Origin of the sequence: Sphingopyxis sp. MG (genome assembly GCF_002953155.1) — a bacterium.
GTDB lineage: Bacteria > Pseudomonadota > Alphaproteobacteria > Sphingomonadales > Sphingomonadaceae > Sphingopyxis > Sphingopyxis granuli.
Genome location: NZ_CP026381.1, coordinates 3,346,815 through 3,366,040 on the forward strand (window position 1 = coordinate 3,346,815; position 19,226 = coordinate 3,366,040).

Below are 19,226 nucleotides of genomic sequence, written 5' to 3' on the forward strand. Positions count from 1 at the left end.
ATGAACGAGCTTGCCACTGCCCACCCGCTTATCTTGTGTGTCGAGGATGAAGATACGCTGAGACGAGATATTGCCGAGGAACTGGTCGAAGCCGGCTATCGCGTTATCGAGGCGGCAGATGGCAGGGATGCGCTGGCCCAGTTGGAGGCGGTGCGGCCCGACCTTATCCTGTGCGATATCTGCATGCCCGACATGGACGGTTACGATCTTCTGCGCGCGACGCAGGAAAGGCCGGACGATTATGCGGGAATCCCGTTCCTGTTCATGTCCGCGCTGGCAGATCGTCGTGACGTGGTGAAAGGCAAATTGCGCGGCGCCGACGATTATCTGACCAAGCCCATCGATTTCGACCTTCTGCTGGCCACGGTTCAGGCCCGCCTGCGCCAGATACGGCGGATGAAGGCACACCCGATGCCGGCGGGCGACAGGGTGGAGCGGCAGCTTGCCGTGCTCTCAGGGACTGATATCTCTCCTTCATCAGGGTTCGGAGCTGTGCTCGACCTGATCTCGACAGCGATCGTGCTGATAGACCCCCATGCGGTGCCGGTTTTCCTCAATCGCGCTGCACGTGAGATGAAAGACAGTTGCATCGAACTTTCTTCCGCTCTTTCCAATTGTGCGGGAACGGTGTCTGCGAAACACGGGTTCGCGGCATGGGTGGATGCCTTGCTTCAACAAGGTGATGAGGACAATGTCTCCACCTTCACAATGCATTGCCACACAGGCGATGAGGACTTCAGGATGGTCGGGTGCCGTCTGGGAAGCGATGGAGAGGAGGGGCTGCAACTGGCCCTGTTCATCGCCAAGGCGAACAAATCGGCCATGTTGGCGACGGGCATATTGTCCGAAATGTTCGGCTTTACGGCGACGGAAAGCCTCATCGCCGTGGAACTGGCGCGGGGGCAGCGCCCGGTCGATATTGCCGCTTCGCTGGATATCGCCCAGACGACCGTTGCCTTTCATATGCGCAACATTTTTCAGAAAACGGGCGTCAACCGGCAGGCGCAGCTGGTTGCCCTGTTGCTGACGTCACCGGCGAGTATTCTGTAAACCGTCTGTTCACGTCTCCCTGCGCTTGCGGTCTACTCTGCGGTGTCGGGCGATTGCGATACGGTAATGTCGATGCCGGGGATCGGATCGCCTGCCCTACGGGCTGGTTCGCGCTCCACAGTGCGGCTCGTTTGCGGGCTTGCTGCCCCGCTGCCACCGGGCTGTTCGGGACTTGCAGGCTGGTCTCTATGATGCTTGACCGTATCGGCGAGCGCCTTGCCCCCCTTGAATTTCGCCCGCGATGCGTGACCGTCGCCATCGGCGTCGCTGTCGTGCGCCTGCCTTGTCGCACTGGCATTGGCGGCTGCATTTTCGGGTTCGCCCTGATGGGCCGTGGCCGGACTGCTGGCTGAAAATGCCAGTAAAGATGCGATAGCCACAAGTGGCCGCACCGAAAGGCCGAGGCGTGGGTAAAGGATATTTGCCAAGAGAGCCTCCCTCATCAAGATTTTTCCGTGATCTGCTTTCTACTCTTAGTCCGGACATCTTAATCCCATGTGTATGGCGATGCGAAAGGGCGAGTCCCCGCCTGTTTCCCTGATGCGGGACGGCTGGCGTTTCAATATGACGCTGACCTTTGAGGGGCAGAAATTGTCCATCCCCTTCAAACGAACGGGGCGCGCCAGTCCGGCGCGATGTATCGCTGTTTGGACCAATGCCTGTCAGCAGGCGTGTCTTGGGGGACGATCGCATGACCAGTCTGAAACTTGCCGTCATTGGCCTTTCGGTCCTTGCCCTGGCGGCGCCGGGTGCCGCCTTGGCGCAGCGGACCGCCGATCCCGCCCGTGCGGACCGGTCCGCGACTTCAACGAAGGACCCCGCCCCTGCGGCGACCGGCAGAACGTCGCGCACCAGAACGACGCGGGGGCAACCATCGTCCGACAGGCCGCCAGCCGGCGAACAGGCGGAAATGCCTGTCCCCCGGCTGGATGACCCGCGCATTCGGCAGGGCGGGCGAACGCTGCCGGGCGACATGTACGAGCCGCGCCCCGCGAACCCCTCTGCCCTGCCGGGCGACATGTATGACGGGCCGCCGCGCGGCAACAGGCCCGACTGAAAACCGACAGGCGCACCAGCCTTTGGCACGATTGCATCATGGGACGTGAAGATATGGGGAAGTTTGTGAAGCAGGTAAGCAGGCAGCATGGCGCAGCGGCATGTCGGGCGCGCAAGGGGCGTTCCGTCCGGTCACACCTGATGACAAGCGCAGCCGCTCTTGTCGCCGCGGCTTCCTTCCATCCTTCCACCGCCTGGGCGCAAGAGAATGTCTGGCAGGGCGATGCGGACCAAGACTGGTATAAGGATGAAAACTGGTCGGAGGGCGTGCACCCCCACAATGGCCCAACCGGCGACGGCTTTCACGTGATTATCGATGCCGAAGGCCCGCAATCGCCGGTGATCGAATTCTTCAGCAATCCCGACCGCCTGGCAGAGTCCGCCCGTATCACCATCGGCTCGACGGGAAATGGCGAACTGACCGTTCGTAACGGCGGCTCTTATTCGGGAGGTGGTTCGGGTAGAGGTCGGCTGAGGATAGGTGAACAGGCTGGATCGCGCGGCTTGCTCACCGTCAGCGGCGACGGGTCGAACTTTCGATTGGACAATGGGGGATCGCCGGTCGAAATCGGTAGATATGGTGAAGGCTCGCTTGTCATTGACGGAGGGGCGACCTTTGAAAGCACGGATACCCTGATCGGCAGCTATGCCGGGAGCGAGGGGCATGTTACGGTCAGCGGGTCGAATTCGACCTGGGCAATGCTGCAAGATGACCCAGCTTACGGCTCCGTAATGATAGTCGGCAGCGCTGGCAACGGCTCTCTGACGATCGAGAATGGGGGTTCCGTTCTCGGCGCAGGTCCATCCACTGTCTATGTCGGCAGGGAGGGAGGCGGTGAGGGCACCGTCACCGTTACCGGCGCGAATTCATATCTGAGGTCCGGCACCTTTTTCATCGGTGGAGACGGTGCAATCCGTCGAAGCGGGACCGGCACTCTCGCCATCAGTGACGGCGGCAAGGTGGACAGCCTGTCAACCAATATCGGGATGTGGGGTATTGGCGCCGCATCGGTCAGCGGGGTGGGAACAAGTTGGAACATCGACGGGATGATCCGTGTCGGGATATACAACGCCGGAACGCTTGCCATAACCGATGGCGCGGTGGTGACGGCGACGACGGGACTTCTGGGGGAAAGCGCCGGAGGAACTGGCACGGCGCTGGTTGACGGCGCGCAGTCGCAATGGAATATCTCTGGCGATCTGAAAGTTGGAGGACGGAGTTCGTCGTTCACAGAGGCGAGCGAAGGCTCGCTGACAGTGAGCGACGGTGGTCATGTGGCTGTCGGCCGAACCCTCCAAATCGCTGAACTGGGCGTCAGCACCGGCACAGTCTATATCGGCGGCGATACGGCACCTGCCGCGGCCGGAACGGTGAGTGCAGACGAAATCCTGTTTGGACAGGGCGACGGCACGCTGGTCTTCAATCACACCGGCACCGCGCATCTGTTCGATACGTCGCTTCGCAGTGTGGCCGACGGACAAGGCAGCCTGTCCCATCGCGCTGGCACCACCGTCCTGACCGGCGACAGTTCGGGATTTTCCGGCGCGACACAGGTATCGGGTGGAACCGTCTTGCTGACAGGGGTGCTGGGCGGCTCCGTTTCGCTGGACAGCCTTGGTCCCGATCTTGCGGGGCTGGGCGGAACCGGCAGGCTGACCGGCGATCTGACCGTTACGAGCGGGTTGCTGCGGCCCGGTCTCGAGCAAGGCACACTGACGATAGACGGCAACCTCACGCTGGGAAGCGGGGCGACGCTGCGCTATGATCTGGGCGCCCCGTCCGGCACGCCGGGCGTGGACAGCGATCTTCTGGTGGTAGGGGGCGATCTTGTCCTCGACGGCACGCTGGAAGTCACCGATGTCGGCGGCTTTGGCGAAGGGCTGTATCGCCTGATCGATTATGGCGGCGCGCTGACCGATAACGGGCTGGCCATCGGCAGCCGTCTGCCCACAGGCTATGATGACACCAACCTCACCGTCCAGACGGCCATTGCCGGGGAAATCAACCTGCTTGTCGGCGAAAGCAATGATCCGGGTGGCGATCCGGGCGCATTTCAGTTCTGGAACGGGACACAGACGACCCCGAACGGCAGCATCGCGGGCGGAGCGGGCACATGGTCCGCCACCGGAACCAACTGGACCAATGCGGATGGCTCGCAGTCCGGCGTGTATGACCCTGATGCGATGCTGATCTTCGCCGGGACGCCTGGCTACACCGTGACCGTGGATGGCAGCGAAGGCCCGATCACGACAAGCGGGATGCAGTTCGCCGTGCCGGACTATACCATCGCAGGCGATGCAATCGCGCTGGATGGCGCTGTCACGATCCGGGTCGGTGACGGCACAGCGGCAGGCGCCGCCTATACCGCGCACATCGACAGCGACCTGACCGGCTGGGGCATGCTGATAAAGGACGATCTCGGCACGCTCGTCCTGACGGGCGAAGGCAATAGCTATCGCGGCGGAACCAGGGTTATTGCCGGTGTGCTGGTGGGCAATGGAAACAGCCTGCCAGGCGATATCGTCAACCAGAGCATCGTCGAATTCAGCGAGGATACCGCCTCGGTATACATGGGTAACATGATCGGCACCGGGGCCGTCACGAAGACCGGCGCCGGCGAGACCACCTTCGCAGGTGCCAACAGCTATACCGGCGGCACCTTCATTCAGGATGGCGCCTTGATAGGCCATACGGTCAGCCTTCAGGGTGAAATCGAGATTGGCACTCATGGCAAGATGATTTTCGATCAGGATGCCGATGGCGTCTTTTCCGGCAACATCACGGGACAAGGCAGGCTGGAGAAACATGGTTCCGGCCTCGTGCATCTTGACGGGGTTACCAGCCACACTGGCGGCACCGAGTTGACCGAGGGCGCGCTGTCGGGCACGACCGACAGCCTTCAGGGCGAGATCGTGATGATGGATGGCACGATGCTGGTGTTTGACCAGGAGGCCGACGGAAGATTCGCGGGCATACTGGGAGGAAACCGAGCTATCCTGGTGAAAACCGGCCTCGGAACCGTTACCATGACAGGGGATAACAGCTTCTTTACAGGCGATGTCCAGGTCCTCAACGGCAGGCTGGTGACAGAAACGGTGATCAGCCCGCGCAGCTTTGTCATCGGTTCTCCCGGACATCTGAAAGGTACGGCGAACACGCTTGGCGGCGATATCGCTGCCAACGGCACGCTGACGATCACGGAAGATAACGATGCAACCTATGCGGGCCGTCTGTCCGGGAACGGCGGCGGTCTGTTCATCAAGGATGGGGATGGCATCCTGCGCCTGACGGGCGATAACAGTTTTGCCGGGCGGACCGATATCCGCGAAGGCGCGCTGCACGGCAACACGCAGAGCCTGACAGGCAGCGTATATAACATGTCGGAAGATACCGCGCTGATCTTCAACCAGAGCGGGGATGGCACTTTCGCTGGCGAGATTCTGGGCTTCGGAACGCTGCACAAGGCTGGCGCAGGCGAACTACATCTGACGGGCGCCAACTATTATACCGGCAGCACCGTTATCCATGAGGGCTTCTTGCGCGGTGATACGAACAGCCTTCGAGGCGATATCGAAACCGAATTCTCCTCGGATATCATCGTGATCTTTGATCAGGACAGCAACGGCACCTATTTCGGCGACATCAGTGGAGGCGGACGTCTCCGCAAGGAAGGGGAAGGTCTGGTCCAGCTGGTGGGCACCAACACCTATGATGGCGGAACGCAGGTCATTGCAGGGACATTGTCGGGGACGACCGATAGCCTCCAAGGCGGTATCGGGATCTCTGGCAACGCCACGCTCCTGTTCGATCAGGACAGCAACGGCAGCTTCGATGGCGAGCTGGCGGGAAGCGGCAATCTGGCGAAGGCGGGCGAAGGCGTGCTGACCGTGACGGGTCAGGCAAATTCCTACGATAGCTTCCTGGGCGAAGTGCAGGTTCGCAATGGCACGCTAGTGGCGGAGGCGGCGATTGGCCGGGGCGGCTTTGTCGTCAGATCACCCGGACATCTGAAAGGCACGGCGGATACGCTTGTCGGCGATATCGCTGCCAACGGCACGCTGACGATCACGGGAAATGACGATGCGACCTATGCGGGGCGTCTGTCCGGGAATGGCGGCGGTCTGTTCATCAAGGAAGGGGATGGCATCCTGCGCCTGACGGGCGTGAACAGTTTTGCCGGGCGGACCGATATCCGCGAAGGTGCGCTGCACGGCAACACGCAGAGCCTGACAGGCAGCATGATTACCATGCTGGAAGATACCGCGCTGATCTTCAGTCAGAGCGGGAACGGTAGCTTTTCCGGCCAGATCCTTGGCTTCGGAATGCTGCACAAGGTCGGCACCGGCGAACTGCATCTGACCGGCTCCAACAATTATACCGGCGGCACCGTCATCCACGAGGGCGGTTTGCGCGGCGACACGGATAGCCTGCATGGGAATATCGATACGGGCTTGTCCGCTTCCAACAACCTGATCTTCGATCAGGACAGCAATGGCACCTTTGCAGGCAGCGTCAGCGGGGACGGAAGGTTGATAAAGGATGGCACTGGTGAGGTGTACCTTGCCGGGACCACCAGCCACACAGGTGGCACGCATATTCTCGGAGGCACCCTGTCGGGCACGACTGACAACCTGCGGGACTTTATCGTGGTCTATGACAATGGCAGGCTGGAGTTCGATCAGGATAGCAACGGCAGCTTCGATGGCGAATTGCGGGGAACCGGCAGCCTGATCAAGGATGGCACCGGGGCCGTCACGCTGACGGGGGATGCGTCGAACTTCACCGGGCAGACCGACATTCTGGCCGGTGTGCTGGCCGTCAATGGCAGCCTTGGCGGAAACATCACCGTGTCTGGCGGGGCCTTGAAGGGAACGGGAACCTTCGGGAACGTCACGACCGGGCAAGGCGGCACCTTCGCGCCGGGCAATTCGATCGGCCAGAGCAATGCGGCCAGCGTGACGTTCGAGGCCGGATCGGTCTTCGAAGTGGAACTGAACGATGGCGGCTTCGTGCCCGGCGTCAACCATGACGCGATCCACGTCACGGGCAGCGCGACCCTGATTGGCGGGACCGTGCATGTCACCCCGGATAACGGAACCGATACGGGCGAAACCTATCTGCCGGGCACATATACGATATTGGCGGCGGATGGCGGCGTTAGCGGAGCCTTCGACGGGGTGACGGACGATTACGTCTTCCTCGATTTCGCCCTCGATTACGACCTCTCGGCCGTCTATCTGATCTCGAACAGGATCGCTCATTTCTCCGATGTTGCGCTGACGGCCAACCAGGCGGGCATCGCGGCGACGCTCGACGCGCTCGATGGCGGCAATGACATCGTCAGCGCCCTGCTCGGTCAGACTGACGAGGGCGCGGCCCGCCATGCATTAGACAGCCTGACCGGCGAGCTTCATGCCTCGCTAACCGCCACGCTGGTGGAGCAAAGCCGCGTCACCCGCGATGCTGCCTTTGCAAGAGGCAACCGGATCTCGCGCCGGGAAGGCGTGGAACTGTGGATCGAAGGGCTTGCCGGCAACCAGCGGACCGATGGAACGGCCAACACCGCGGCATTGAAAAACAACCGCTATGGCTTCCTGCTGGGCGCAGATACGAATATCGGGAGCAATCTGCGTGTTGGCGCCTTTGCCGGCTATACCGATTCCGACGTCCGAGCTACCGACAGGGGTTCAACCGCATCTTTGGGCAGCACCCATCTGGGGGCATATGGGGCCGGCCAGTGGGGCGGCTTCGGCCTGCAAGTCGGTGCCGACATAAGCTGGCACGATATCGACGCCAGCAGGCAGGTGAATTTCCCGGGTTATTCGGACAGTCTGGAAAGCGCCTATTCGGCGCGCACGGGCCAACTCTACGGCAGAATGTCCTATGCCTTAAGCGCCGGTTCCGTGACCTTCACGCCGTTCGGCGAGATCGCCCATGTCTGGCACTCGTCGGAACGCTTTGCGGAAACGGGCGGCCCGGCGGCGCTGGATGCGGAAAAGGTAGATACCAGCGTGACGTTCTCCACGCTCGGCCTGCGGATGGGAACAGAGATCGATCTTGGCCAGTCCCGCGCGGAATTCGGCGCAGAGATCGGCTGGCGGCACGCTTTCGATCAGCCGGAAGCATCGGTCCAAGCGCTGCGTGCAGGCGGCGCCCCCTTCGCCGTGGCGGGCGCTCCGATCGCGGAGAATGCCCTGTCGCTGGGTCTTGGCGGCAGGTTGGCGTTGTCCGACCGGGCGAGCCTGTCATTCGGCTACAATGCCGATCTCGCGAACCAATATGAAAACCACGCCTTCAGGGCTGGCATATCCTTTGCCTTCTGACCGGGAGAACTCCGAATTGTCCGGCAGGAAAGGCAAGACGTGAAAGGCAGAAAGGCGACACTGGCTACCGGGCTTCTCGCGCTTGTTTTAGCGGCCTGTTCCGACGGTAATAACTCGCAATCCGCCCTGGCGGATTCCGCAAGCGATACCGAGGTGTCGCCAACTCCCCCACAAGCGGCACAGGGTGACTGCGATCTACTCGATCTCGATGCCCTCGCGCAGACTTTCGCAGGCAAGCTGACTTTCACGGGGATGAGCGGTCGGGGCGCGCGTGGAGGCGGATGCACCGTGTCCGTTGCACAGGGCGAAGAAAGCCAGGTCATCCTTCAGGTCGGTGATGCCGCAGATTACGCGGTCCGGAAGGATGCCTACCACTCGCAGGGCTTGAAATTGGTGCCTGTGAACCTGGGCAGGGAAGCCTTCGTGGTCAACGATGCGCAACTCATCGCCATCGACGATCAGAACCGCTCCATCTCACTCGGCCTGTCGCTTGTCGTCTTTGGCGGAGAACCGCCCCTTTCTAGCGAGGAGATTGCGGCCGGCATCGAAAGAGCTGGCGGTGAGGTTCTGGCAAACATGCAGGCGTCACCGCAAGCGTGACGGGTTCGAAAATCGACTATTCCTGAACAGGGGTTCTTACGATCATGAGCAGATATCATCACCTGAAAACCATCCTTGCGGCTGCCGCGATCATGCCGCTCACCATCTCCTGTTCCGGGGATAGCCAGGGCGATACCATAGCCGCAGAGGATGCTGGCGCCGTCGCCAGCGAAGAATGCGGCGGCCTGCTCGGCAGCGCCGATGTCGCGGAAGCCTTCGGCGGCCTCCTGACCGTGAAGGATACGACCGTAGCGGCTATGGGAGATGAGGTGGCCGGTTGCATGCTCTTTCTGGACGAGGGCGCAAACAACCGGATCAACTTCAACATCGGCGATGCCGAGGACTTCGCCTCGCGCAAGGATTCTCAAATGCGCCAGACTGGCGGAACGCATGAAGCGTTCGATGCCGGAACGGAAGCGCATGTATTTAATGGCATCCATGTCATCGCGCTGAACGCGGGCGGGAAGTCACTGTCCCTGGGTCTGTCGCCGGCTGCGATCGAAGAGGAAAACCTGCTGACGCGTGAGCAGGGCACGACCGGGCTGAAGCTGCTCGCCCAGCGGATCATGAGCCGCCTCTAGGACGATCGCCCAATTGTCACACGAAAGATACATGGAGGAGGCAATATGCGAATTTTCATGACTCTTGTTCCGGTCTGCCTGCTGATTGCCGGTTGCTCCAGCGAACAAGGCAATGCCGAAGAAAACAATAGCGATACCCGGATGACTGCGGCTGCCCGATCAGGTGTGCCCGCCGTCGCCGAAACCTATCGGTCATCGCTTGACGAGGCGTGGCGGAAGGCAGGCGAAGGGACGTCCCCCTCAGGAGCTTGCGCGGGTGTTGTGGGGCAAGCAACCACCGTCCTGAACAATGCGGATGTCGCAGCACACGATCGCGCGGATGCGATTGCGGCACTCGATGCCTGTTATGTGCGTTCGATGGCCCGCTTTGTCGATACGACCTTATCCATCGAAAATCCCGGCCCGCAGCAATGCATCAGTTTGCTGAGGGCTTTGCCTGTTCACCGCAGTTCGCTTGGATCCTTTTTCGAAGGCACCGGGGAAGATGTGGCCGACTATGACAAGCGAATTACCGATCTGGTCGGGGAGAAAGTGCGTTCGGCGTGCCCTGACAATGCAAACACCATTCTGGGCGGGTGACTGGCGAAAGCTGGCCCCGGATTTTACTGAGGAGATTTCTGTGAAACAGCTTCCCTTGGCGAAAATCGCTTCGGTCGCCGCCTTGCTCCTGCTGTCGGCCTGCGGGACGGACACCGATACCAATGGCATTGTCGACGATGACAATGGAAGCGCGATTGCCGGTGGTTCCCAAGACATCGACTGGCTTCCGGCGGGCCTTGCCTTGCCTGAGCCGCATACCGTGCTTCAGAACAGCAGTATCGGGACAAGGACGCAACTCCTGCAAGTCAGCGTTCCCGACGATCCATCGGCGCAAGTTCCGGGCTGGAAGGCGGCCCTCGAAACAGCTGGCTATTCCGTCACCGAGAGTGCTTCCAATGGCGGCCTGCTCTTCAATGGTCTCGATGTGGAAAGCGGCCAGATCGCCATATCCAGACCTCAAGGGGCGGATGATTATATGATCCAGATCGACATCAGCCGGCAGGTGCAGTGAGTGCGCTGCGCCTCGCCAGCATTGCCTTGATTGCCGGGGTTATGGCGAGCGAAGGACGGGCGCAGGCTGATACGGACATTGCCGCCGGAAAGATTCGAAACTGGATTCACGGGGCGCAGGCCCTGGCGATCATGGATTTCGAGGACAGCAGCGCTTTGAGGAACATCGGGACCATCGATGCCGAGGGCCAGATTGTCATGGAGCCGATCGTTCCCCCGCCATCGCAACAGACCGTTTCCCAAACCTTCGATACATGCCGCGCGAATACGGTTCAGATCGTCAATGGAAGCACCGGGATAACACCGATTGTGCCCCTCGCCCTGTCGGGGGACGGAAACGAGCGCGCATTGGCAATCGCGGATTCCGAGGAGATGGCCGTGTGGAGATTGAACCACGGACAGGCGCCCATGACCAAAGGCACGTATCTCCAGCTTGTCTATGCCGAGGGAGAGGCCGAGGTTCAGGGAATCTGCTCATGGGAAATCCTTGTTCCGTCCGGAGATGCAGAGGTGACGGTTGAATATGCCATCCGTTTCAGACCCGGCTGGAATCTCATCCGCAACCGTATCGTCGATTTCATCGAATCCTGGTCCGGCGCCGATCAGGAAACCTACATGATTATCGACACTGTCGACGTGCTGCCGGAAGATGTCGCCTGGTTCTCGCAATAATTCGCGGCTGAAGGGAGAGAGACATGGGAACCCCCGGATTCGGATACTCATCGAATAGGATTCGATTAAAGGAGCTGCCAATGTATCGTTTGACCCTGCTTGTCATCTCCGCCCTCATGACCGTAGGCTTCGTCTATCCCGCGCAGGCGCAATCGGCCGAACAGTCGTATAATCAGGGCGCGCGTGCCTATCGTGCTCAGGACATGACTACCGCGCGTGACCATTTCCGCCGCGCCTGCGATCTCGGACATGGCCGGGGATGCTACAATTACGGAGTGATATCCTATCAAGGACTGGTCGGGGGCGAGCCGGATCTGGAACATGCGCGCTGGCTCTACGACAAGGCCTGCCAGTTCGACCATGTGGCAGGATGTTTCAATCTTGCCCGTATGGCCTTTAATGGCCAAGGGGGCGCGGTCGATTTCGCTGTCGCCCGAACGGGGTTCGAGGCGTCATGCAATGCGGGAATCGCGAATGGCTGTAACGGCTTTGCCGTCATGCTGGAACAAGCGCAGGGCGGCCCGGCGGACAAGCCGCGTGCCCGCTCGCTCTATCAGCAGGCCTGCAATGCGGGTGAAGCGCCGGCGTGCGAAAACCTCGCCAAGTTCGATGCCGGGCCGGTCACGGCCGAAAGCTTGCGTGCCGGGCTGGAGGCCTTTGACGCTGACCGCTTTGGCGAGGCGATGCGTCTCCTGCGCCCCCATGCGGAAGGTGGCGAGTCGGCGGCGCAATATGCGGTGGGTTTCATGTACGCCTATGGGCAGAGCGTCTCGCGCGATTATCTGGCGGCGGCTGACTGGCTCACGCGTTCGGCCGAACAGGGATATGAGCATGCGCAGGATCTGATTGTCCTTATCACGCCGAATATCGCCCAGGCCCGCTATATCGATCACATCGACCGCTACGGGCCGGATGCGTCGAGCCTGCAAAGCTTTTCTTTCGATGTCGCCCAATACTGCACCCTGCGCGGGCCGAACTGCACCGCCCTGCGGGCGCGCGAGAACCAGTGGCGGCGTGATCACAATGCGCGTGCGGAAGCGGCGAATATGGCCCGGATCTGGAGCCTCTACGGCAGCGGCCAGAACGATGAGCAATTCTGGTCGCAAGCGCGCGCGCGAAGTGAATGCCTGCGCCGTGTTGCGCGATCAACCGAGGCGCAAACACGCGGTCGCCAACAATGGCGCTACGTGAATAATTGCTAGCTGGGGGACTGACCGTGATCGCATGGATACTTCAGACCATCGTCGTCAATCGCTACCTTGGTCCGCCCATCGGCACACACATCCGCACAAGAGTTCCGGCGTCTAGCTGAGATAGCGGTGGTTAGCGTCCGCGCTCGTGGTGTAATTTCCGGTGTAGGCGATGGTGTATTCCGGGGTGGGGCATGCCCCACCCCGGAATACGGCGTCGCTGGTGGCCACCGGGCTCATCGTTATGGTGGAGTTTGCACACTTCAACCGTGACGAAGAGGAGTTCCCGATGACCGAGGTGTCAAACGGCGTTCAAAAGGGACCCCCGATTGGAGTGGGCCCCTTGTGCCGGACAGGGGAGCATAGTTGGATTGACCGGTTGGCCGGGCTTTTGGAGAAGAGCCCATGGCAAGACACCGATCCCATAGCGTCGAGTTCAAGCGTCAGGTCGCGCAGGAGTTTCTCAGCGGAGAGACGCTTCACGGCCTTGCCAAGCGCCATGACATTTCCCGGCAGCTGATCCGCATCTGGGTGGAGAAGTACGAGGCCGGTGCTCTCGATGAAGATGCGCGGGCGGCAGATCTGATCCAGGAATATGAGGCGCGGATTGCCGCATGATCTGCCCCCTTCTGAGTGGTCCAAAATTGATGATATTTTGGACGACGAAGGAGATACGGAATGCCGAGCAAGAAGCATCGCCCGGAAGAGATTATTGGCAAGCTGCGTGAAGCGGAGGTTGTGCTGGCGCAGGGCGCCACGACCGCCGAGGCGTGCCGTCGGATCGCGATCAGCGAGCAGACCTACTATCGTTGGCGCAAGGAATACGGCGGCCTGAAGACCGATCAGGCGCGCCGGATGAAGGACCTGGAGTGTCAATCGGCGTGCAAACGGGACCCCCTATCGGCGCGCAAAAGGGGCTCTGACTCACTTTTGGTGCAATAAAGAGGGATGATCGAGAGGTGGCATCAGCCTCGCCCGCAGCAAATCGAGCTTGGCGCGCCCATACATCTGGCGTTTGACGAGCTTCAACTTCGTGATCTGCCCTTCCGTTTGCCCGTTGGACCAGGGCTCTACGATAGCGGCCTTCACCGCATTCCAGTCGTCGCTCAAGCCATTGGCAAACGAACGAAGCGGCGTTTTCCGGGCTTCGTCGATCCATGTGGCGAGCTCGAAGTCTTTCTGTTGCCTGATGATCCGGTGGAATCGGTCGGCAAGATTTCGAACGACGACGAGCGCCGGGACGGCGGCTTCAATCGTCGCGATAAGCGTGGCTTCTGATTGCGAGAGTTGATCGCGTGCCATCGTCATAAGCCGGGCAATCACACGGGCTGATGGAATGACGCGCGACACGTTGTTCGGAGCTGCCTCGTTGCGCCTCCGCCGCGTCGCCCATTCTGCAACGACACGCAGGCTTCCGTTAAAGCCGATGATTTTGAGCCGCCGCCAGAGTTCGGCACCATTTTGGCAACCGGAACGCCATTCGGCATCGAGCGTCCCGAGCCACGGGTCGAGAGAGCTAAGCCGGGTGCGGAACATATCGGATCGTCCGCCACGAGCGACCTGGCGTACGGTCTTGCGGGCATAGCCGGTCGCGCGAACGACCGCCTTGATGGACGCCCCTTTTCCAAGCAGCACACGGATCGCATCATCGGCATCCTGACGCCGCTTGAAGCCTTCGTATTGAAGCCGCTCAGCGCAGGTGAGGAGTTCTGGATCGGGTTCGGCGGATTGAAGTGCCTGGCGAATGGCGCGCATAGATTTACGGACAGCGTCGAGGAACGCCTGGCTGGCATTCTCCATCAAATGCCAGCGATCGGCAATCTGCAGGGCGTCAGGCAAGGCGCGCGCGGCCGCATGCCGGTACCCGCCACCGCGATCACGCGAGATAATGCAGATCTCCGGCCGGGCCTTGAGCCACGCTTCTACGGTGGCGACGCCACGATCGGGGAGGAGGTCGATAATCTGTCGGCGCTCCAGATCACAGACGATCGTGCCATATCGCTGTCCGCGCTTCCACGCCCAGTCGTCGATGCCGATGATCGTAGGCTTAACCTGAGCGCCCTTGAAGCGCCGACGCACAGTTCGAAGCAATGTGTCCTTGCTGACCGGCATCAGAAGGCGGCGCGCCAAGCTGGCCGCCGGACGCCCACCCAGCGCCAGCCCAAGGTGATGTACGATAGAATCCAGGCGGGTCGTACGCCGGGCAAATGTTGCAGTCACATCCGGAGGAAAGCGTTCAACGAAGATACGCGTGGTGCAGCGGGATGTGGCGCAACGAAAACGCCGGGCGACAAGAGTAATCCGAACCGGCCGGCCATGAGATGGTAGATCGGCGAGTGTACGGTGATATCGACTGTGGACACGCGCAGATGGGCGGCAGCAGTTCGGGCAGATCGAAACTCGAAATCGGGATCGCCCGGTGATCAGTATCTGATCGGCGGCATACTCGACCTTGTCGATCACCAATCCTATTGGCGCAATGGCTTCGCGAAAACCGCTCCCATGCATGGCGATATCCTCCTTCGGGGAAACTCGCCATTATCAACGCACTTGCACCAAAAGTGAGTCAGAGCCCTTTTTGCACGCCGATCCACATCCTCGGGCAAGAGATAATACTGCCGTGAAGATGAGCCAATTACAAACAGTTGCTCGGCCACCAAAACACAACGCGAGACAGCGGTGAACGGCCCGCCGCCGTGGTAGCCCGGTGGTAGCCCGATGAAATACGCATCAAACAGCGCCGGACGCCGCGCTGCCTAAATGGCTGATATTATATGGAAAACTGGAGCGGGCGAAGGGATTCGAACCCTCGACCCCAACCTTGGCAACGTTAGGGTCAGCCTTTTCCGCAGTATCCGGCGGTTGTAGATATTACTATAAAACAACGGTTTATGAGTTTTTACGCCGAAGCGCATTTCCGTCTCTTGGCCTCGAAACGATAAAATCCTATTACGTTACTGTTACTTTTGCCCTCCGGCAGGGTCCGCGTAATATGATTTGGAGGTCTGAATGGCACTGGCGAAGCTAAACAAGCGGAATATCGACGCTTTATCGATTCCGGCATCCGGACAGAGCTTCCTTTGGGACACCGAGATCAAAGGGTTCGGAATTAGGGTTGGAGCGAGCGGCGTGAAGTCGTTCGTCATCCAATATGTGAACCAGGAAGGGCGTATTCGCCGGGTCAAGATCGGGCGTTTTGGTTTGATCACCGTCGAGCAGGCCCGCGATCTGGCCAAGATCAAACTGGGTGAAGTTGCGGCGGGCCTGGACCCAGCAGAAGAGGTGATCGCGGCGCGCGCAGAGATGACGGTCACGGCGATGTGCGACTGGTATCTGAAGGAGGCTCGCGCCGGAAATCTGCTTGGCCGCCGGAACCGTCCGATCAAGACGTCTTCCCTGAACATGGATGAGAGCCGCATTGAGACGCACATCAAGCCGCTGCTCGGTAACCGCAAAGCGCGGCACCTGACGATTGCCGATGTCGAGAAGATGCAGACCGACGTTCTGCACGGCAAAACCGCGAAGCTGCGATCTGGCGGCCGCGGTGGGAAAGCCACCGGTGGCCCCGGCGTAGCAGGCCGCTGCGTCGGCACATTGCAGGCGATCCTTGGCCACGCCAAGCACAAGGGCCTGATTGATCAGCATCCTACCAAGGGCGCTAAAAAGCTTGCGACCCAGAAGCGGACCCGGCGCCTGAGCTCGAAAGAGATCGAAATGCTTGGCAAGGGCTTAGCCTACGCCGAACGCAGAGGAGACAGTCCGACAGGCCTTGCGGTCATCCGCACCCTTATTCTTACCGGCTACCGGCGAGAGGAGGCGCAGGCGATGCAGCGCGCCTGGGTCAATGCACATGGCCTTTATGTGGCCTTCCCTGACACGAAAAGCGATGCGCAGATCCGCGCGCTAGGACCCGAAGCCGCCAAAGTCGTTATGACGCAGCCAGAGGTGGCGGGCAGCCCTTATGTGTTCCCGTCCATGTCATCAGACGGACCGTTTACCGCCGTCGGCTCGGTGCTCCAGCGTGTTTGTCAGCTCGTCGAATTGAAAGGCGTTACGCCTCATACATTGCGGCACACATTCGGCAGTATGGCCGGCGAACTCGGGTTCTCCGAACTGACGATCCGCGCCATGTTGGGCCATGCCTCGCAGAATGTGACGCAGGATTACATCCACATTGACGACGCACTCAAGCTTGCCGTCCAGCGGACATCCGATGAAATCGCCCGGTTGCTCGAAATGGGTGCAAAGCGATTGGAAAAGCTGCCTCAAGCCTAATCCATAGCGAAAGCTAGCGGATATGCCCGCGGCGCTGGCGTGATGATCTTATAACCAATGCTGCGCCGCCGTCACCCATATGGGACCGCATGACCACGACAGGTCCGCAAAGCTATTTGTCCATCATATGTGAATTATAGTGGCATTTTATCTTTCAAATATGGCGTTATAGTGTGAGTGCTGTTGCCATCTGATCGTTTGCAAAGGCTGGTTCATACGCCCGTGCAAGAGCCCCAGAAACACCTTCCTCTCGTAAGGCAACGCGCCAACTTTGCGATATCTGCTCTGCTGTTTGCCGAATAATCGTTCGAGCAACAGGTTCTTCGATTTCGAAAAATGCGCAGGCTTCGAGCGCCATTGCGATTGAGCGCTCGTGCGTACCGCCTTCCAGGATGGCAGTTTCAAGATGCGGGTTCCGGTCCGGCGCCGGGTTCACGTCAAACATTGGCGACAGGCGCCAACGGTTGTTGCCCACGTACAGAAACCCATGATTTTTTAGGTGGTCATCTTTGTTGGATACGAGGATCGTGAATACCAAGCGGAGGAAAAGTTCGCGGAAGTCAGCGGCAGGATCCGCCGAGTTGGCGCGCATGAAGTCTATGATTTCAGTGTATGACCCAAGTTCGGTTCCAGTCTTGCCCAAAGCAGTGCGCGCCGAAATGTAGGGTATACGGGCTGTGCCTCGGCGATCGAAGCGCTTGACCAAGGCGACCGGAAAAGGGGTGTCTCCTAGTTCCAGCCGCACATCAGGCGTTCTGATACCGCAGGCCTTCGCCAGTCTGATTGTTGCCACCTCCACCCGTTCGATCGGCTGCTGGTCGTGGACTGAGGTGAATTTCGCCAGCCAGAGATCTTCTCCATCCCTCACATTTGCCTTGGGCCTCGCTCCCCCTGACCCGCCAGCTCCGGCCAGCGCCCGCATTTCCTCGTGGCTGATATCATGGCCTTGCTCATAGGCGCGGGCAATGGTGGTGATCGTTTCAAGATCGATGACCCTGGGTACGGCATCAACAGCGGCTCCGCGAATGATGGCACCATTGTCACCCAGAAAACGAAGCGCGCCCTGGCGGCAGTGATCATCGGTTAGCGTCAGATACTCAAACTCGGACAAGCCCTTGCCATAGGCCAATTCAAGAAGGCGTCGTCCCCAACTATCGGGTGCAGCATCCGCAAAAACGCCAGCAAGGGCGTCGCGGGACAAACCCGCCTGCCCGGAAGTGTGGAATGGCCCGCTATCAAGCGAGTAGCCGGGTTGGATTTCAAAAGCTCGTGGATCGTCGACCCATGATTTGTCATACATGAATGCTGAAAATTGACGCGGACCTGCTTGGGTAAAGCGCAATTGGCCGACGGGCGCCAACGACTCGCCAAGTGCGACGTGGGCATGAAACTGAGCCATCAAAACCCAATGCCTTCGGGATCAGAGTCCGTGTTGCCATTGCCATCGCTCTGCGACTTCTGCTTGCGCATTGAAGACGCAAAGGTCTTGCCCCGTTTGGGCAGTTGCTGCGTTGCCAGCGCCAAGCCCAAATCGTCTTTGCGGATATCCACGAGATCGCTGAGCCTTTCGATGAGGCCAAGTGCCACAAGAACGTCGGCCAGTGTGCCGATCCCGACACCTGAATCCCCCTTTTCCAAGCGCGCGATGGAACTCGGCGATGTTCCGGACCTTACGGCGAGATCGGCAATGGCTATGCCGCGTCTGAGACGAGCGCCACGAATGTCCTGTCCCAGCCGCTCCAAGGCCAACTTCGATTTCGGAGAACCCATAAAACACCCATATATGAACTTCTAAAAGATTTTAATATCCATATATGACATACTGTAATCTGTCGCAAGTCGGGATGCCATGGTGCAAACTGAGGCAACACGGCACTTCGATTTCCAATGGCCGAAACAACCTTGAAGGTGTATTCGTGACCTATGGCCCAAACGCGAATTCACCCTGATACCGGCAAACTCCTGCGCCGCGATGCCCGCGCACAAACGGTTTGCGTGGGATCTTTGTCGCGAGATGTCGATGTCCACGGCTGGTATCCGGAGGACGATAGCGATTCGGTCCACTCCGGCGAAGATTTGCAAGCTGTAGATTGCGCCTATCGCGAACTGCGCGTGGCTTATGCGGCGCGGATCAAGGCCGTTCGTAAGAAGCTGGGTCTGACCCAGGAGGAAGCTGGCCGGATCATTGGAGGCGGACGGCGAGCGTTCCAAAAGTATGAGCGTGGTACAATGCAGCCCAGCGAAGCTGCGGTCGGCTTGATTGAGATTCTTGATCGCCATCCGGAAGAGGTGACAACTCTCCGCAATATCCGACGGTAGGCCAGTAAGAGGCGCTTCCAGGGCGCTGTCCGAAAAACGCACACGTATTTCGGACATGCAGCGGGACCAAGCACAGATGGTCTCGCCCGAAGGCGGGGCCGATGCCCCA

16 protein-coding genes and 1 pseudogene are annotated in these 19,226 nt (G+C 60.0%); 13 read left to right on the forward strand and 4 right to left on the reverse strand.

Annotated elements, in window-relative coordinates; all coding sequences use genetic code 11:
- Positions 1 to 1,050: a response regulator gene (locus C3E99_RS15380; protein ID WP_104960047.1), complete on the forward strand. Its 1,050-nt coding sequence runs from the start codon at positions 1 to 3 to the stop codon at positions 1,048 to 1,050.
- 32 nt (positions 1,051 to 1,082) lie between these two features.
- On the opposite strand, the gene C3E99_RS19870 is transcribed toward C3E99_RS15380, so the two are convergent.
- Positions 1,083 to 1,478, reverse strand: coding sequence for a hypothetical protein (locus tag C3E99_RS19870; protein ID WP_158682330.1), 396 nt, complete (start codon positions 1,476 to 1,478; stop codon positions 1,083 to 1,085).
- Between the two features lie 482 nt (positions 1,479 to 1,960).
- Between C3E99_RS19870 and C3E99_RS19875 the strand changes: the two genes are divergently transcribed.
- The 10 genes and pseudogenes from C3E99_RS19875 to C3E99_RS15425 all read left to right on the forward strand — a co-directional run.
- Positions 1,961 to 2,107, forward strand: a complete 147-nt coding sequence (locus C3E99_RS19875; RefSeq protein ID WP_158682331.1) for a hypothetical protein — start codon at positions 1,961 to 1,963, stop codon at positions 2,105 to 2,107.
- Between the two features lie 53 nt (positions 2,108 to 2,160).
- Positions 2,161 to 8,430: an autotransporter-associated beta strand repeat-containing protein gene (locus tag C3E99_RS15390; protein ID WP_158682332.1), complete on the forward strand. Its 6,270-nt coding sequence runs from the start codon at positions 2,161 to 2,163 to the stop codon at positions 8,428 to 8,430.
- 39 nt (positions 8,431 to 8,469) lie between these two features.
- Positions 8,470 to 9,030 (forward strand): hypothetical protein, encoded by a 561-nt coding sequence (locus tag C3E99_RS15395; protein WP_104960050.1) that lies wholly within the window; start codon positions 8,470 to 8,472, stop codon positions 9,028 to 9,030.
- Positions 9,031 to 9,074: 44 nt separating this feature from the next.
- Positions 9,075 to 9,611: a hypothetical protein gene (locus C3E99_RS15400; protein ID WP_104960051.1), complete on the forward strand. Its 537-nt coding sequence runs from the start codon at positions 9,075 to 9,077 to the stop codon at positions 9,609 to 9,611.
- Positions 9,612 to 9,656: 45 nt separating this feature from the next.
- A complete protein-coding gene (locus tag C3E99_RS19880) occupies positions 9,657 to 10,190 on the forward strand; it encodes a hypothetical protein (protein WP_158682333.1) in 534 nt (177 codons plus the stop codon).
- A gap of 40 nt (positions 10,191 to 10,230) precedes the next feature.
- Positions 10,231 to 10,662, forward strand: coding sequence for a hypothetical protein (locus C3E99_RS15405; protein ID WP_158682334.1), 432 nt, complete (start codon positions 10,231 to 10,233; stop codon positions 10,660 to 10,662).
- Positions 10,659 to 11,333 carry a hypothetical protein gene (locus C3E99_RS15410; RefSeq protein WP_104960053.1) on the forward strand — a complete coding sequence of 225 codons (675 nt, stop codon included), beginning with the start codon at positions 10,659 to 10,661 and terminating at the stop codon, positions 11,331 to 11,333. The genes C3E99_RS15405 and C3E99_RS15410 overlap by 4 nt, the downstream gene beginning before the upstream one ends.
- 80 nt (positions 11,334 to 11,413) lie before the next feature.
- Entirely contained in the window at positions 11,414 to 12,535 is a 1,122-nt protein-coding gene (locus C3E99_RS15415; protein WP_158682335.1) for a tetratricopeptide repeat protein, read from the forward strand.
- A gap of 393 nt (positions 12,536 to 12,928) precedes the next feature.
- A complete protein-coding gene (locus C3E99_RS15420) occupies positions 12,929 to 13,141 on the forward strand; it encodes a transposase (protein ID WP_234002510.1) in 213 nt (70 codons plus the stop codon).
- A 60-nt stretch (positions 13,142 to 13,201) separates the two neighbouring features.
- Positions 13,202 to 13,426, forward strand: a pseudogene (locus tag C3E99_RS15425) (transposase); the annotation flags it as partial.
- Between the two features lie 21 nt (positions 13,427 to 13,447).
- On the opposite strand, the gene C3E99_RS15430 reads toward C3E99_RS15425, so the two are convergent.
- The gene (locus C3E99_RS15430) at positions 13,448 to 15,031 is read right to left on the reverse strand and encodes an ISL3 family transposase (RefSeq protein ID WP_104959409.1); all 1,584 of its coding nucleotides are present in this window, start codon (positions 15,029 to 15,031) and stop codon (positions 13,448 to 13,450) included.
- Between the two features lie 501 nt (positions 15,032 to 15,532).
- Between C3E99_RS15430 and C3E99_RS15435 the strand changes: the two genes are divergently transcribed.
- Complete coding sequence (locus tag C3E99_RS15435; RefSeq protein WP_104960055.1) at positions 15,533 to 16,798, forward strand: tyrosine-type recombinase/integrase; 1,266 nt, start codon at positions 15,533 to 15,535, stop codon at positions 16,796 to 16,798.
- 166 nt (positions 16,799 to 16,964) lie between these two features.
- On the opposite strand, the gene C3E99_RS15440 is transcribed toward C3E99_RS15435, so the two are convergent.
- Positions 16,965 to 18,197, reverse strand: coding sequence for a type II toxin-antitoxin system HipA family toxin (locus C3E99_RS15440; RefSeq protein ID WP_104960056.1), 1,233 nt, complete (start codon positions 18,195 to 18,197; stop codon positions 16,965 to 16,967).
- A complete protein-coding gene (locus C3E99_RS15445; RefSeq protein WP_104960057.1) occupies positions 18,197 to 18,568 on the reverse strand; it encodes a helix-turn-helix domain-containing protein in 372 nt (123 codons plus the stop codon). Before C3E99_RS15445 ends, C3E99_RS15440 begins: the two co-directional genes overlap by 1 nt.
- A 153-nt stretch (positions 18,569 to 18,721) precedes the next feature.
- On the opposite strand from C3E99_RS15445, the gene C3E99_RS15450 reads away from it, so the two are divergent.
- A complete protein-coding gene (locus C3E99_RS15450) occupies positions 18,722 to 19,117 on the forward strand; it encodes a type II TA system antitoxin MqsA family protein (RefSeq protein ID WP_104960058.1) in 396 nt (131 codons plus the stop codon).
- The last annotated feature ends 109 nt before the right edge of the window (positions 19,118 to 19,226 follow it).